This window comes from Pantoea sp. S61 (assembly GCF_016625145.1).
Lineage (GTDB): Bacteria > Pseudomonadota > Gammaproteobacteria > Enterobacterales > Enterobacteriaceae > Pantoea > Pantoea rwandensis_B.
On the sequence record NZ_JACVUO010000007.1, the window covers coordinates 126,708 to 141,850 of the forward strand.

Annotated in this window: 14 protein-coding genes; 7 read left to right on the plus strand and 7 right to left on the minus strand. The window is 53.6% G+C overall.

From position 1 onward, the window contains the following. Positions 1–99: 99 nt before the first annotated feature. On the plus strand, positions 100–1,077 hold the full coding sequence (hemB, locus tag IAE30_RS15355) for a porphobilinogen synthase (RefSeq protein ID WP_034819746.1): 978 nt from the start codon (positions 100–102) through the stop codon (positions 1,075–1,077). Positions 1,078–1,191: 114 nt separating this feature from the next. Further along, the gene (locus tag IAE30_RS15360) at positions 1,192–2,166 is read left to right on the plus strand and encodes a diguanylate cyclase (protein ID WP_200538722.1); all 975 of its coding nucleotides are present in this window, start codon (positions 1,192–1,194) and stop codon (positions 2,164–2,166) included. A gap of 39 nt (positions 2,167–2,205) precedes the next feature. Here IAE30_RS15360 and IAE30_RS15365 read toward each other — a convergent pair whose 3' ends face one another. Beyond that, positions 2,206–3,231 (minus strand): alpha/beta fold hydrolase, encoded by a 1,026-nt coding sequence (locus IAE30_RS15365; protein WP_038644238.1) that lies wholly within the window; start codon positions 3,229–3,231, stop codon positions 2,206–2,208. A 322-nt stretch (positions 3,232–3,553) separates the two neighbouring features. On the opposite strand from IAE30_RS15365, the gene IAE30_RS15370 reads away from it, so the two are divergent. Further along, positions 3,554–4,042 carry a helix-turn-helix domain-containing protein gene (locus IAE30_RS15370; RefSeq protein ID WP_038644237.1) on the plus strand — a complete coding sequence of 163 codons (489 nt, stop codon included), beginning with the start codon at positions 3,554–3,556 and terminating at the stop codon, positions 4,040–4,042. Between the two features lie 197 nt (positions 4,043–4,239). On the opposite strand, the gene IAE30_RS15375 is transcribed toward IAE30_RS15370, so the two are convergent. Continuing rightward, positions 4,240–5,241, minus strand: a complete 1,002-nt coding sequence (locus IAE30_RS15375; protein WP_200680319.1) for a GlxA family transcriptional regulator — start codon at positions 5,239–5,241, stop codon at positions 4,240–4,242. Positions 5,242–5,329: 88 nt separating this feature from the next. Between IAE30_RS15375 and IAE30_RS15380 the strand changes: the two genes are divergently transcribed. Further along, the gene (locus IAE30_RS15380) at positions 5,330–6,025 is read left to right on the plus strand and encodes a cysteine hydrolase family protein (RefSeq protein ID WP_200680321.1); all 696 of its coding nucleotides are present in this window, start codon (positions 5,330–5,332) and stop codon (positions 6,023–6,025) included. On the opposite strand, the gene IAE30_RS15385 is transcribed toward IAE30_RS15380, so the two are convergent. Beyond that, positions 6,026–6,373: a hypothetical protein gene (locus IAE30_RS15385; protein WP_038649821.1), complete on the minus strand. Its 348-nt coding sequence runs from the start codon at positions 6,371–6,373 to the stop codon at positions 6,026–6,028. A gap of 276 nt (positions 6,374–6,649) precedes the next feature. Between IAE30_RS15385 and IAE30_RS15390 the strand changes: the two genes are divergently transcribed. Then, positions 6,650–7,648 carry a glycosyltransferase family 32 protein gene (locus IAE30_RS15390; RefSeq protein WP_234465511.1) on the plus strand — a complete coding sequence of 333 codons (999 nt, stop codon included), beginning with the start codon at positions 6,650–6,652 and terminating at the stop codon, positions 7,646–7,648. Between the two features lie 228 nt (positions 7,649–7,876). Here the strand turns inward: IAE30_RS15390 and IAE30_RS15395 are convergent, their stop codons facing one another. Further along, complete coding sequence (locus tag IAE30_RS15395; protein ID WP_200680322.1) at positions 7,877–9,061, minus strand: NAD(P)/FAD-dependent oxidoreductase; 1,185 nt, start codon at positions 9,059–9,061, stop codon at positions 7,877–7,879. Positions 9,062–9,304: 243 nt separating this feature from the next. Here IAE30_RS15395 and pitA point away from each other — a divergent pair, with 243 nt between their 5' ends. Beyond that, entirely contained in the window at positions 9,305–10,804 is a 1,500-nt protein-coding gene (gene pitA, locus IAE30_RS15400; RefSeq protein WP_038644233.1) for an inorganic phosphate transporter PitA, read from the plus strand. A 63-nt stretch (positions 10,805–10,867) separates the two neighbouring features. Here the strand turns inward: pitA and uspB are convergent, their stop codons facing one another. Then, positions 10,868–11,203 carry a universal stress protein UspB gene (gene uspB, locus IAE30_RS15405; RefSeq protein ID WP_034819764.1) on the minus strand — a complete coding sequence of 112 codons (336 nt, stop codon included), beginning with the start codon at positions 11,201–11,203 and terminating at the stop codon, positions 10,868–10,870. 420 nt (positions 11,204–11,623) lie between these two features. Between uspB and uspA the strand changes: the two genes are divergently transcribed. Continuing rightward, the gene (uspA, locus tag IAE30_RS15410; RefSeq protein WP_045814098.1) at positions 11,624–12,061 is read left to right on the plus strand and encodes a universal stress protein UspA; all 438 of its coding nucleotides are present in this window, start codon (positions 11,624–11,626) and stop codon (positions 12,059–12,061) included. A gap of 101 nt (positions 12,062–12,162) precedes the next feature. On the opposite strand, the gene rsmJ is transcribed toward uspA, so the two are convergent. Together rsmJ and prlC are read right to left on the minus strand one after the other, a co-directional pair. Beyond that, positions 12,163–12,912 (minus strand): 16S rRNA (guanine(1516)-N(2))-methyltransferase RsmJ, encoded by a 750-nt coding sequence (gene rsmJ / locus IAE30_RS15415; protein WP_038644231.1) that lies wholly within the window; start codon positions 12,910–12,912, stop codon positions 12,163–12,165. 8 nt (positions 12,913–12,920) lie between these two features. After that, positions 12,921–14,963 (minus strand): oligopeptidase A, encoded by a 2,043-nt coding sequence (prlC, locus tag IAE30_RS15420; protein WP_038644230.1) that lies wholly within the window; start codon positions 14,961–14,963, stop codon positions 12,921–12,923. Positions 14,964–15,143: the final 180 nt, after the last annotated feature.

The following is a 15,143-nucleotide window of genomic DNA, read 5'->3' on the forward strand; positions in this document are numbered from 1 at the left end:
CCCGGCGGGAGTTTTCGTTTCCGCACACAATCCTTCATCCCCGCTGGCGAAAAGGGGTAAACTGTTGTCACTTTTTTCACCAGCAAAAGTTGTACGAACATGTCTGAATTCAATCTTCTCCAACGTCCAAGAAGACTGCGCAAAAGCGCATCAATGCGTGAAATGTTCCAGGAATCCCACCTTCGTCTGAGCGATCTGGCCCTGCCAATCTTCGTTGAAGAAGGCGTGGACGATTACGTGCCGATTAACGCCATGCCGGGTGTGATGCGTATTCCTGAGAAACGTCTCGCTTATGAAATTGAGCGTATCGCCAAAGCCGGTATTCGCTCAGTGATGACCTTCGGTATCTCGCATCACACGGATGCAACCGGCAGCGATGCATGGAATGAGAATGGCCTGGTGGCGCGTATGTCGCGTATCTGCAAAGACACCGTGCCAGAAATGATCGTGATGTCCGATACCTGCTTCTGTGAATACACCAGCCACGGCCACTGTGGCGTGCTGTGCGATCACGGCGTGGATAACGACCAGACATTGATTAACCTCGGCAAACAAGCCGTGGTCGCCGCGCAAGCCGGTGCGGATTTTATCGCTCCTTCAGCGGCAATGGATGGCCAGGTGAAAGCCATTCGTCAGGCACTGGATGCCGCAGGCTTCACCGATACGGCCATCATGTCTTACTCCACCAAGTTCGCCTCTTCATTCTACGGTCCGTTCCGTGAAGCGGCGGGAACGGCATTAAAAGGCGATCGTAAAACTTATCAGATGAATCCGATGAACCGCCGTGAAGCGATCCGCGAGTCCCTGATCGATGAAGCCGAAGGGGCCGATTCACTGATGGTAAAACCGGCGGGTGCTTACCTCGACATCCTGCGTGATATCCGCGAACGCACTACTCTGCCGCTGGCTGCGTACCAGGTGAGTGGTGAATACGCGATGATCAAATTCGCCGCGCAGGCGGGTGCTATCGACGAACGTAATGTGGTTCTGGAGAGCCTTGGTGCGATTAAACGTGCCGGTGCTGACCTGATTTTCAGCTATTTTGCCCTTGATCTCGCCGAGCAAAAAGTGCTCTGATAATCGTTACGCTTAGCAATGGGCATCGCAACCGTTGCTAAGCGCTTTATGCCGTTATGGCAGCAAAACACCAGTGAAGTTGTACCCGAATAAATCAAAAGAAAGAGTAACGCGATGAAAGCACCTGCACTGCCTGCGGACGAGTCACGTCGTCTGGCCCAGTTACGTGCGCTCAACATTCTGCACACGCCTGCAGAAGAGCGTTTTGACCGTTTAACCCGCCTTGCCCGTCGTTTATTCGGCGTGCCGGTTGCGCTGGTTAGCCTGTTGGAGGAAGACCACCAGTGGTTCAAATCCATCGCAGGCCAAAGCGCGGCGACTGCACCCCGAAATACGTCGTTCTGTGGTCATGCCGTCCTGCAAGACGATGTGATGGTGGTGGAAAACGCCCTCGAAGATGAGCGCTTCCACGATAATCCGTTGGTGAATACCTCAGAGAATCCCCTGCGTTTCTATGCCGGTTGTCCGCTGCGTACGCCCGCGGGTGCCAAAGTGGGCACGCTCTGTATCGTCGACCACCATGCGCGCGAATTCAATGCGGATGATATGAATACGCTGCGCGATTTGGCCGCGATGGCCGAAGCAGAGTTAGTGGCGTTCCAGACAGCGACCTCAGATGAACTGACGCAAATCACCAACCGACGCGGATTTATGACGCTGGGACAGCTTGCGCTGAATGAGTGCGAAGCCAAACAACTCCCGGCCAGTCTGACCTTCCTCGACCTCGACCGTTTTAAAGCCATCAATGATACGCTCGGCCACCGCGAGGGGGATCGTGCATTGATGGATTTTGCGGATGCGATGAAAGTGAGTTTCCGCCACGCTGATATCTTTGCCCGCCTGGGTGGCGATGAGTTTGTGGTGCTGTTCAACGGCTTACAGCAGGCCGATGCTGAGGGCGTTTTGGCGCGCTTTGATGGCTTCCTGCAAAAGCAAACTCAGGATCTCGACCGCCGCTACGCACTGCACTTCTCATCAGGCATCGTGGAGTTTGACCCCGACCATCCGCTGTCGCTGGAACAGCTGCTGGAAGGCAGCGATGCGCGGATGTACGAAGCCAAAAACGGCAAAAAAAAGCAGGCACAGTAATGCCAGGGCGTGATAAGCACGCCCCTCTGCCACCGCACCTTACAGTGGACGCGCCAGATCGCTAATCAGTGTCTGATTAAACTTCTGCGGCTCTTCCATCTGCGGCGCATGTCCCATACCTGGGAACTCAATTAAATGTGCCCCCGGAATCATCTTTGTCACCTGTTTGCCCAACACATTGTAATGACCTAACTGCGCTTTGACCGCAGCCGGAGCGATATCACTGCCAATCGCGGTGGTATCGGCGGTTCCGATCATCAGCGTTGTCGGCACTTTCAGGTCTTTGAATTCGTAATAGACTGGCTGGGTGAAAATCATGTCGTAAATGAGCGCAGAGTTCCACGCCACCTTCTTGTGGCCTGGCCCGCTGTTGAGGCCTGCCAGCATATCCACCCACTTGTCGTACTCCGGCTTCCACTCACCGCTGTAGTAAGTCGTCTGCTCATACTTTTTAATGCCCGCCGCACTGAGCTTCAGTTCGCGCTGATACCACTGATCCACCGAGCGCCATGGCGCACCTTTGGCTTTCCAATCCTCAAGCCCAATCGGATTTACCAGCACCAGCTTCTGTGTCTGCTGTGGATACATCAGCGCGTAGCGCGTCGCCAGCATCCCACCGGTTGAATGCCCGACCATCACCGCTTTAGCCACGCCAAGATGCGCTAACAGTTGATGGGTATTCAGCGCCAGCTGCTGGAAGCTGTATTGGTAATTGGCAGGTTTCGTCGAGCTGCAAAAGCCAATCTGATCCGGCGCAATGACCCGATATCCCTGCTGGCTAAGCGCTTTGATGGTGTCTTCCCAGGTCGCACCACAAAAATTCTTACCGTGCAGTAGCACCACCGTTTGACCATTGGCCTGCTGCGCGGGTTTGACATCCATATACCCCATGCTCAGCGGTTGCTGCTGAGAGGAGAAATAAAAATGCTCGAGTGTGTAAGGGTAATGAAAACCTTCAAGCTGTTCGCCATACACATTGGCCGCCAATGCAGAGGGGGTGGGTAGCGCTGCCATCGCCGTCAATATCACGGCAAGTGACTGTTTTATCGGGAAACGAAAAGCCATGCGCACTGCTCCTGAGCTATGAAAAAACCATCAGTCTGGCACGTTAATCGCCAGGACGTATTGATGAGGTGTGCCAGCGCCACGTTTTCTCAAACTGTTAAGCCCGGCAAAGCGATGGGGAATTTGAGTTAAAAATAACGTACGTGATTACGCTAAATATTCAACATCGGTTCAACATAAACGGCCTTTATTTCACTAAAAGCAAGACCAGTCTTGATGACAAATAATAAAACAGCCAATTCCTTATAAAACTTTACGTTAATCGGATGAATGGAAAGATTAATTATTTTACACTGTGTCCAGCTAATGGAGGATCAAAAAGATGCCGCAAAAATACAACGAAGGGGTTATTGATTCGGTGACCAAATGGATTATGGACAATCTGGATCAGCGCTTGAGCATTGATGATATCGCCGTGAAATCGGGTTATTCCAAATGGTATTTGCAGAAATTATTTGCCCGCTATCATAATGAAACGCTGGCTCGGTATATCCGTAAAAAGAAACTGGCATGCTGTGTCAGCGAGCTGAAATACAGCAACGCACCGATCATCAGCCTGGCCGTAAAATACCATTTTGAAAGCCAGCAATCGTTCACTCGCTCCTTTAAGCAAGTGATGGGTTGCACCCCACTCTACTGCCGTAAGCGTCAGCTGGGGAGCGAAGCCGAGCAGCAATTGAAAGAGAGCACTGATCCCTGCGTGATTTGCCGTAAGCATGGATTTAACAGCAGTGAGAAAATGAAAGAAGTGAGAACGCCATCGCTGCGTTCAGGTCAATTTCCCTCACGCATTGATTGTGTGATGCGTTAATAAACCGCGTAACTATTTTTCTTTGCAGGATTTGCATAACAACGGATGGTACGCCATCCGTTGTTAAGAATAACCCTCATTGACCACGCTGAAATATTCTTCTCATCAGATAGCCTGTCAAAAATGATCCGGAAATAATTTTAGTCGCCCTATTTTCAATGCATTCTTATCAATAGGTTGATTTACAAACCATTAATTCACACCCGACCACGAAATGTTTTCCGATATTGTAACGGAGACGTATTCAAATTCTTTTTAAAATGTCGTCTTAACATTAATGGCGAAGAGAATCCGGCTTTTTCAGCGATTAGCTCAATCGGTTGGTCGGTTTTTTCCAAAAATCGCTGCGCCAATGCCAGGCGCTGGTTCACTAACCAATCACTGAAACAGCTGCCGGTGGTTTGGTTAAAACGGCGCGTAAAACTGCGACGGCTCATCAACGCTCTCTCCGCCAACTGATCCAGCGTAAGGGCCTGTTGCAAATTTTCGGTGGCCCAACTGAGCGCCGACATAAATCGATCGTTACCCGCCGAGTGATAGACCGGCTGTTCAATATATTGCGCCTGGCCGCCCTGCCGATGCGGCGGGACCACCAGCATGCGCGCCACACTGTTGGCCACATCGACTCCACACTGTTCACGTACCAGATGCAGGCAGCAATCGATACTCGCTGCAGTGCCCGCCGAGGTCACAATCTGCCCTTCGTCGATATACAACACGTCACGGTCAATCGTCACATCAGGGTAAAGCCGTTCAAAATCACTCATCCAACGCCAGTGTGTCGTGGCGCGCTGCTGTTGCAGCAAGCCAGCGGCTCCCAGCACAAAGGCGCCAAGACACAAGCCAACAATCTGAGCACCACGCTGGGCAGCCTGCTGTAACGCTTGCAACAACGCGGGCGGTGGCGCAACGGCAGGATCGCTCCAGCTGGGCACCACCACCATATCCGCTTCGGCCAGCATAGCCAGTTCATGCTCCGCGACAATCGAAAAACCGCTGTTGGTGCGGAGCGGACCGGCGTGGGTGGCACAGATCATTAACCGGTAGCAAGCTCGGCCATCTTCGCGTTCTGCCTTCTCAAACACCGCACAGGGAACGGAAAGATGAAACGGGATGATGTCGTCAAACACCACAATACCGACCTTGATGGGCGCATCCAGGTGCGCCATTTTTGGCGCAAAGTGAACGTTATTTGTCATGCGCAGTACTCCTTCACTTTCGGCACAATCGCCATACTGCTGTGCATCGGAAGTCACCCTGACTTCTCACTCAAAGAGATTATTAGCGATGAAAAACTTTTTTGCTTCAGGAACCTTAGCATTAGCGATGGCAATTTCTGGCAGTGCTATTGCCGAAGAACACAAAGCTGAAAATGCACCGACCATTCGTACAATGAGCGGTGCCACCGCCACCAGCCAGCTGACAGCCAATCAAACCGCGGTCATCGTGATTGATATTCAGAACGAATACTTCGCTGGCGGCAAAATGCCCATTCCAGACGGTATGAAAGCGCTGCAAAACAGTAAGCGCCTGGTTGAGTTTGCACACAAGCATGGCATGCCAGTGTTCTTCGTCCGCCATGAAGGCGCGGCAGATGGCCCGCTGTTCGCCAAAGGTAGCCGCTTCGCTGAATTCCACAAGGATTTGCAGCCGGCCAAAAATGATCGTGTCATTACCAAAGCCACACCGAGTTCTTTCGTGGGAACCGATCTGAAACAACAACTCGACAGTCTGGGCATCAAGCAGTTAATTGTCACCGGTCTGATGACCCATATGTGCGTGTCGTCCACCGCACGTGATGCCGTACCGCTTGGCTACTCGGTCATCATCCCGGAAGATGCCACCGCCACGCGCGATCTGGCGACCTGGGATAACAAGGTGGTCGATCACAAGGTGCTGCAGCAGAGCGCATTGGCAGGCGTTGCTGATGTGTTTGCCGAGATCAAAACCACCGACGCGGTATTAGCGCTGCCCGTTCATTAATCACTGCACTGCTTTACCCGGTAATAACTTTTCAGACATCACCTTGCGGCAGGACAGACTGTCCTGCCGCGCCTGCTGTTGCTGCCCCACTGACAAATCCTGCCACACGCTTTGCAGATGTTCTGCCAGACCTGACTGGAAATGAATTTTCTGCAGCGCATAGTCCGAGTTGCTGCCTTCAATGATCTGCTGCATTGCCTGGGGTGAGTTGTCGCGCCCGTCATGGGTCAAGGTGCAGAACATGGCGATGTAATAGCCTTTGTCTTCATCGCTATAGTGCGGCATCAGCCACCAGACAGCCGCGCTGATGACGATAAGCACGGGCAGAAGGAATTTAAGTTTGAACATGGAATCATGGGCCTGTTTGAAAAAACGCGGCGATCTTAACAGATTCATCGGTTAACAGCCCTTAAACACCCACGGCAACGGCACGGCAAATGAACGCCGCCTGCGTATTCTCTTAAAGTAGCGTTTTCAGAGTTTATTTATTGAGCAGTTCGGCGCTGTTTGTTAATTTTGAGCCACTTTTCGCGCCATTCGCGCTTCATCGTGCCCGCTGTCACAGGGCCAGTTTTTCGCCTTAAAGCGGCAAAAGCTGGGATAGCGGCCGACAGGGTTACAGGAATGATGATGTCCAACCATAAACTTAAAATGCATTTGATTTCGCTGGCATTGCTGGCGGAAAAAAAACTGACCACACGCAAACGCCTTCCCGCCTACCACCCCTCAGCCGAGCAGGATATTAACTTGCAGGCTCGCGCTAATCCCCCTGCGCCCATTCCGCGTCAGGTTTGGATGTACTGGGAAAGTGAAAAGCTCCCGGCTGAAGTCCAGATTTTTGTCGACAAAATTGCCCGTGAAAACCCTGGCTATACGCTGACGGTGATCAACAATCTCAATCTGCACGACTATTTACCCGACCTGAAGTTTGTCCACGCGGGGATGCGGGCTTCGCACAAAAGCGATGTGATTCGCCTGGAGCTGCTGCATCGTTATGGCGGAATCTGGATGGATGCCACCATTATCCTCAATCGCAGCCTTGATGAGCTGTTAGCGGTGAATGCGGATGAGCGTTATGACCTGGTCGCTTTTTATCGCGAGGAATCCACCCGCGATCGCGCTTATCCGGTTATGGAATCCTGGTTTCTTGCCGCGCCGAAAAACAATGCCTTTATCGGCCGCTGGCTGCACTGCTTCCGCCCGATTGTGGAGTTAGGCTCCGAGGCCTTCTTCCAGCAATTATTGGCGCTGCCGAACTACGACACGATTCTGCAGGGTATCAAGACGCCGGATTATCTGGTGGTGTATATCGCTCAGCAGCAGGCGCTGCGGGAAGAGAATCACTACAACTTCTACTTACGCAAAGCGGAAGCCGGTGCGTTATTGTATCAAACGCTGAGCGGCTGGCGTCCGGTGAAACTGAGCCGCATGCTGATGGTGGATGCTTTACCAGAGGTGTTGCCACCGGTGTACAAACTCACCAGCTTTGACCGCAAATATATCGCGACGCATCTGAAATACGGTGTGGTCAACAGCGATAGCCTGCTGGGGCAAGTATTGCTGCACGAGCAGCCGAAAAACCTGACACCTGCAGCGACGCTAGCGGGCAAAGCCACTCAATAATGCCAGGTGCGCATCACTGCGCACACTGCAAAAAACGCGCATTGAGGGTGTTTCGTGGCCGAACCCCCAATCCGTGCATGTGGGTTGCAACGTCGCTATCACGCAAAACCTTGCGTTAGTGCTGTAGCGACGCCATGACGCAGCGCCAGGCATTAGCGCTGTAACCTCACCATCAAGCTGAATTTCGTATTCGCGCAGTAGCATCGCCATTAATGGCGACGTGATAATTTACAGCGCCTGCGCGCACGCCCACGCTGAACTCCACGCCCACTGGAAGTTATATCCACCGAGCCAACCGGTGACATCCACCACTTCGCCGATGAAGTAAAGGCCGGGCACGTCACGCGCTTCCATGGTTTTGGAAGAGAGCTGTGTGGTATCGACGCCGCCCATCGTCACTTCGGCGGTACGGTAGCCTTCGGTGCCATTTGGCTGCACGCGCCACTGATGCAACGTGGTGACCAACTCGGCCTGCTGTTTGCTGTTGAGCTGCTTCAGCGTCACATCCGGGATCTGTTTCAGCTCCTGCAACACTTCCACCAGTCGCTTTGGCAAAATTTTCGCCAGGCTGTTTTTCAGGCTGAGGTTTGGATGTGCCTCGCGCTGCACGTTGATGAAATCATCGAGCGAGGTCTCCGGCGACAGATTAATGGTGACAAATTCACCTGGCTGCCAGTAGCTGGAAATTTGCAGCACCGCCGGACCCGACAAGCCGCGATGGGTAAAGAGCATCGCTTCTTTAAACAGCGTGCCGTCCTGCGCCGTAATGGTGGTGGGCAGCGCCACACCCGACAGCGTGTTTAGCTGCTCCAGCAACGGCTTATGCAGGGTGAAAGGCACCAGTGCAGCGCGCGTCGGAAAGACTTTCAAACCAAACTGCTCGGCCACTCTGTAGCCAAACGGCGTTGCCCCGAGACCCGGCATCGATAATCCCCCACTCGCGATCACCAGCTTTTCTGCCTGCACCTCGGAGCCATTCAACTGTAGCCTGTAGCCATTTTCATCACGCGTCACGCTCAGCACTTCACTGCGCAAACGCACGGTGACTTGTCCGTCTTCGCACTCTTTTAACAGCAGATCCACGATCTGCTGCGCCGAATCATCGCAGAACAGTTGGCCAAGGGTTTTCTCGTGATATGCAATCTTGTGGCGATTCACCAGATCGATGAAGTCCCACTGGGTGTAACGCGCTAGTGCCGACTTGCTGAAATGCGGGTTATGCGAGAGATACGCCGCCGGTTCGGTGTACATATTGGTAAAGTTACAGCGGCCACCGCCGGACATCAGGATTTTACGTCCCGCCTTTTTGCCGTTATCCAGCAACAGCACACGACGACCCAACTGCCCTGCCTGCGCCGCACAGAACATGCCGGCAGCGCCTGCACCTATTACGATAACGTCAAACTTGTCCACAGTGATTAATCCACATAATTGAAAGGCGATGATTGTAGAGATCTGCGGCATTTCGCGCCAGCGTCAAAAAAATGCCGTAAATGTGTCATATTGTAACTCGCTTATTTTTCAGTCTTTTTACCTTGTCTGACCGGGTTTGTGGCAATTTTAAGACAAAAAAGGGCTATATTTTCCTTTCACATCATGCGGGTTGTCGCCGATAATGCGCCGCGTTCATGTCCTCCAAAAAATGGCGTAACGTTTATGCTACATCTGTTCGCTGGTCTTGACCTCAGTACCGGCCTGTTTTTGGTATTAGCTCTGCTGTTTGTCTTGTTCTATGAGGCAATCAACGGTTTCCACGACACTGCTAACGCAGTCGCTACAGTCATTTATACCCGCGCGATGCGGGCGCAATTGGCGGTTGTGATGGCGGGTGTTTTCAACTTCTTAGGCGTTTTGCTGGGTGGTTTAAGCGTGGCCTATGCCATCGTGCATATGCTGCCAACGGATTTACTGCTGAATGTAGGTTCTGCGCATGGCCTCGCCATGGTGTTCTCCATGCTGCTGGCAGCCATCATCTGGAACCTTGGCACCTGGTATCTGGGCTTGCCGGCATCCAGTTCTCACACCTTGATCGGCGCGATTATCGGTATTGGTCTCACCAATGCACTGATGACCGGCACCTCGGTCGTTGACGCACTCAACCTGCCGAAAGTGATCAATATTTTCCTGTCTCTGATTCTGTCACCGATTGTCGGTCTGGTGATTGCGGGTTCATTGATTTTCATCCTGCGTCGTTACTGGAGCGGAACCCCTAAACGTTCGCGCATCCATATGACACCGGCTGACCGTGAAAAGATCGATGGCAAGAAGAAGCCACCGTTTTGGACGCGTATTGCCTTGATCGTCTCAGCGATTGGCGTGAGCTACTCCCACGGCGCTAACGATGGTCAGAAAGGCATTGGCCTGATTATGCTCGTGCTGATTGGTGTGGCACCCGCTGGTTTCGTGGTCAACATGAACGCTTCGGGTTATGACATCACCCGGACGCGCGATGCGGTCAATCATCTGGAGCAGTATTACCAGCAGCATAGTGATTCACTCACGCATATCGTCCAGATGGCGCCGCCAGCGGTGCCAACGCCGGAAGAATCTGTGGGCGGTCCGCATGAGTTCCATTGCGATAGCAGCCGTGCGCTGCAGGCTATTAATCGTGCCCAACTCTTGCTGACCAATCTGAACAGCTATGACCAACTGACGGTTGATCAGCGCAGTCAGATGCGTCGCCTGCTGATGTGCGTCTCGGACACGGCCGATAAAGCGGCGAAGCTGCCAGAGACCACCCCGGACGATAAGCGCTTCCTCAACAAGCTGAAGGGCGATCTGCTGGGCACCGTAGAGTACGCACCGATCTGGATCATTATGGCCGTGGCGTTAGCGCTGGGCATTGGCACCATGATTGGCTGGCGTCGCGTGGCGACCACCATCGGTGAGAAAATCGGTAAGAAAGGCATGACCTATGCGCAGGGCATGTCAGCGCAGGTCACTGCGGCCGTGTCGATTGGTGTCGCGAGCTATACCGGAATGCCGGTTTCGACCACGCATATCCTGTCGTCATCGGTTGCCGGAACCATGCTGGTTGATGGCGGTGGATTACAGAGCCGTACTATCAAAAACATCGCCATGGCGTGGGTGTTCACCCTGCCGGTGTGTATTGTGCTGTCAGGTTCGCTCTACTGGATCGCGCTGAAAATTATCTAAGCCTTCAACGGCAAACAAGAGGGCGACTGTTCAACACAGGTCGCCCTTTTTTATTGCCGCTGTTTAATGCCAGATCGCCAGGCCAACCAGACTCACCACCACCAAAAAACAGAGCCCGCTGGTCAGGACAAACTGCCTGCGCACGCGCTCGCAGCGGCGAATAAATTCGTCGTCGTGATGATCGCGATAGCGTTTATCCCAGATATAACGCACCAGTCGCACCTGCTTGCTCGGCTGACCATGAGACGTGAAGAAACCCGCCCCATCCACATATTGATACAGCAGTGGATCGCAACCGCGCAGCACAGCCAATAGCGAGCGCAAAGAAGAGAAGTAGCGCGCCATATTCACCAGACAAACCACACACAGAGCCCAAAAAAGCGCGATAGTGCTGATCATGTTCCCCTCCCAGCTGGAGCCGCAATGACGTCGAAGGCAGCGGGGAAATGCTGCAGACGCCCCACGGGAAATTAACCAGCCACAGATGAATCGAATTGCATTGTTGTTATGCGAACCCGAGCGCGTTACCCAGACGGCAGTGGCACTCATTTTCAGTGTAGGAGATCTGTTCAATTTTTTTCCAGCGATGATTTTCGTTCGCCGCGAATGAAAATTGCGATAGCGCTTGATCTTCCTCACAAGCGAGCCGTGGATTGCAGCATTTGTTAACAACTCTGGCTATACTCAAAACATAACAACATACGCCTGATGGCATAAATGATGGCTGGCGGCGCTTCATCGCCATTGTGCGCAAAGGACAACGCCTGCCGTGAAGGCAAACAACGGGTTGCCCCCAGAATCTTGAGAAGGAGTTTTATCATGGCCTATAAACATATCCTGATTGCCGTAGACCTTTCCCCGGAAAGCCAGCTGCTGGTTGATAAAGCCGTTTCACTGGCCCGTCCTTATGATGCAAAAATCTCGCTGATCCACGTTGATGTGAATTACTCAGACCTTTACACCGGGCTAATTGACGTCAATCTGGGCGACATGCAGAAACGCATTTCTGAAGAGACGCACACCGCGCTGAAAGAGCTTTCTACCAACGCCGGTTATCCGATCAGTGAAACCCTGAGCGGCAGCGGCGATCTCGGCCAGGTGCTGGTGGATGCGATTAAGAAATATGAAGTGGATTTAGTGGTCTGTGGCCACCATCAGGATTTCTGGAGCAAGCTGATGTCATCCGCGCGACAGCTGATCAACACGGTACATATTGATATGCTGATTGTGCCGCTGCGTGACGAAGAAGACGAATAAAAACAGGGCCAGTAATGGCCCTGTTTTTTGGTAGTGGCGTAATGCATCGCGCGTCATTAAACCCCGAGCGATAAATCACGTCGCGACGCCAGCAGGCAGACTCATACCAACGGCGGATAAATATCAAAGCGATGGCTTTTGGTGACCACCGCCGATTGGGTTGCCACGCCCGCTAACGGCGGCGCGTAATCCGGGCGTTTCACCACAATACGTTTCTTCGCCAGACGGCGAGCGGGTTCCAGCAGCGCATCGGCGTCATCATCGGCACCGACCAGCGACTGAAACACCCGCATCTCCTTCTTCACCATCGCGCTCTTTTGACGATGGGGATACATCGGATCGAGATACACCACATCTGGCGCGGGCGTGATATCACTCAACGCCTGCTGACTCACCACATGCAGCAGCGTCAGCCGTTCACGCAGCCAGCCGCCGATCTCCGCATCTTCATAGCCACGACGCAAACCATCATCCAGCAGAGCCGCAACCACCGGATGGCGTTCCAGCATGCGCACCCGGCAACCCAGCGCTGCCAGCACAAAGGCATCGCGCCCCAATCCTGCCGTCGCGTCGATCACGTCCGGCAAATAGCCACCTTTAATGCCCACCGCTTTCGCCACCGCCTCGCCGCGACCGCCACCAAACTTGCGGCGATGCGCCATGGCACCGGTGACAAAATCCACAAAGATGCCGCCCAGTTTAGGCTCATCCTGTTTGCGCAGCTCGAGGCGCTCCGGCGTCAGCACCAGTGCCATTACGGCCTGATCGTCATGCTGTAAGCCCCAGCGCTGCGCCAGATGCAATAAGGCGCCGTCTCCGGCGCCTGATTCATCGATTAAACCGATTTTCACAAGCAGGCTTATCCCTGAATTCCGTAGTGTTCCAGCATCGCGTCCAGCTGTGGTTCACGGCCACGGAAGCGTTTGAACAGCTCCATTGGCTCTTCGGAACCGCCACGCGTCAGGATGTTGTCGAGGAACGACTGGCCGGTTTCACGGTTGAAGATACCCTCTTCTTCAAAGCGTGAGTAAGCATCCGCTGCCAGCACATCTGCCCACAGGTAGCTGTAGTAACCTGCGGCATAACCGCCAGCGAAGACGTGGCTAAACGCATGCGGGAAACGGCCCCACTCCGGGCTTGGCACCACGGCAACCTGCTTCTTCACTTCACGCAGGGTTTCGAGGATCTGCGCGCCTTTTTCCGGATTGAATTCGGTGTGCATACGGAAATCGAACAGGCCGAACTCCAGCTGACGCAGGATAAACAGCGCCGCCTGATAGTTCTTCGCCGCCAGCATCTTATCCAGCAGATCTTTCGGCAACGGTTCGCCGGTCTCGTAGTGGCCGGAGATAAACGCCAGCGCGTCCGGCTCCCAGCACCAGTTTTCCATAAACTGGCTTGGCAGCTCGACCGCATCCCACGGTACACCGCTGATGCCAGATACGCCCGGTGCTTCGATGCGCGTCAGCATGTGGTGCAAGCCGTGCCCAAACTCATGGAACAAGGTGGTGACTTCATCGTGGGTAAACAGCGCAGGTTTGCCCTGTACCGGACGGTTGAAGTTACAGGTGAGGTACGCCACTGGCTTCTGCAAGCTGCCGTCGGCTTTACGCATCTGACCGACGCAATCGTCCATCCACGCCCCGCCACGCTTGTGCTCACGCGCATACAGGTCAAGATAGAAACTGCCGCGCAGCTCGCCGCTTTCATCGAACAAGTCGAAGAACCGCACGTCTGGGTGGTAAACATCGACGTCTTTACGCTCTTTGGCTGTAATGCCATAAATGCGTTTCACCACTTCGAACAGACCGCTCACCGCACGCTCTTCCGGGAAGTACGGACGCAGTTGCTCATCGCTGATGGTGTACAGATGCTGTTTTTGTTTTTCACCGTAGTAAGTGAGATCCCAGGGATTCATCTCGTCAACGCCATACTCTTTTTTGGCGAAGGCGCGCAGCTGGGCTAACTCTTTCTCACCTTGCGGACGCGCACGTTTAGCGAGGTCGGTCAGGAAGTCGATCACCTGCGCCGGATTTTCCGCCATTTTGGTGGCCAGTGATTTATGCGCGAAGGAGTCAAAACCGAGCAGCTGTGCCAGCTCGTGACGCAATGCCAGCTCTTCGCCCATGATCGGGCCGTTATCCCATTTACCGGCATTTGGACCCTGCTCAGAAGCACGCGTTGAATAAGCGCGGTACATCTCTTCACGCAGCGCCGCGTTGTCGCAGTAGGTCATCACCGGCAGGTAGCTTGGGATATCCAGCGTCAGCAACCAGCCTTCCTGCTCTTTGGCTTCGGCCTGCGCTTTCGCCGCCGCCAGCGCACTTTCCGGCATGCCCGCCAGATCCGCTTCGTCGGTGATCAGCTTGCTCCAGCCCATAGTGGCGTCGAGCACGTTGTTGCTGTAAGTCGAACCGAGTTCAGACAGACGCGCCGCGATTTCGCCATAGCGTTTCTGTTTTTCTTTATCGAGACCGATACCGGACAACTCAAAATCACGCAGTGCGTTATCCACCGCTTTCTTCTGGGCGATATCCAGCGCGGCATAGTTGTCGCCCTGTTTCAGATCGCGATAAGCCTGATACAGGCCTTCATGCTGGCCTACCCAGGTGCTGTATTCGGACAGCAGCGGCAGCGTTTGCTCGTAAGCTTCACGCAGTTCCGGGCTGTTCTTCACCGAGTTGAGATGGCTCACCGGTGAGAAAATGCGGCTTAAGTGGTCATCCACTTCCGCCAGTGGCTGCACTAAATTGTCCCAAGTGTAAGGTGCACCCTGTGCTACAACGCGTTCAACTTCAGCGCGGCAGTTGTTCAGCGCTTCAGTCACAGCAGGAACCACGTGCTCAGGTTTGATCGCGGAAAACGGCGGAAGCGTGTAAGGGGTGAGTAACGGATTGGTCATAAGCGCAGTCCTTTCTTCATGGAGTGGGGGTGGCGCGCAAAGGCGCGACGCAATCTTTCTAACATGCGGTCAGTGAACGTGAAAATCAATGCTACTGAGAATGGACCGGTAAAGAAAAAAGCGCGAGCGCCGAAACGTCAGCAATTTTTACGCAGCGCGGCTATAATCGCGCCACACACG

Bases quoted from the DNA above. Each gene is read 5' to 3' on its own strand.
- hemB (WP_034819746.1), top strand. From the start codon at position 100: ATGTCTGAATTCAATCTTCTCCAACGTCCAAGAAGACTGCGCAAAAGC.
- IAE30_RS15360 (WP_200538722.1), top strand. From the start codon at position 1,192: ATGAAAGCACCTGCACTGCCTGCGGACGAGTCACGTCGTCTGGCCCAG.
- IAE30_RS15365 (WP_038644238.1), bottom strand. From the start codon at position 3,231: ATGGCTTTTCGTTTCCCGATAAAACAGTCACTTGCCGTGATATTGACG.
- IAE30_RS15370 (WP_038644237.1), top strand. From the start codon at position 3,554: ATGCCGCAAAAATACAACGAAGGGGTTATTGATTCGGTGACCAAATGG.
- IAE30_RS15375 (WP_200680319.1), bottom strand. From the start codon at position 5,241: ATGACAAATAACGTTCACTTTGCGCCAAAAATGGCGCACCTGGATGCG.
- IAE30_RS15380 (WP_200680321.1), top strand. From the start codon at position 5,330: ATGAAAAACTTTTTTGCTTCAGGAACCTTAGCATTAGCGATGGCAATT.
- IAE30_RS15385 (WP_038649821.1), bottom strand. From the start codon at position 6,373: ATGTTCAAACTTAAATTCCTTCTGCCCGTGCTTATCGTCATCAGCGCG.
- IAE30_RS15390 (WP_234465511.1), top strand. From the start codon at position 6,650: ATGATGATGTCCAACCATAAACTTAAAATGCATTTGATTTCGCTGGCA.
- pitA (WP_038644233.1), top strand. From the start codon at position 9,305: ATGCTACATCTGTTCGCTGGTCTTGACCTCAGTACCGGCCTGTTTTTG.
- uspB (WP_034819764.1), bottom strand. From the start codon at position 11,203: ATGATCAGCACTATCGCGCTTTTTTGGGCTCTGTGTGTGGTTTGTCTG.
- uspA (WP_045814098.1), top strand. From the start codon at position 11,624: ATGGCCTATAAACATATCCTGATTGCCGTAGACCTTTCCCCGGAAAGC.
- prlC (WP_038644230.1), bottom strand. From the start codon at position 14,963: ATGACCAATCCGTTACTCACCCCTTACACGCTTCCGCCGTTTTCCGCG.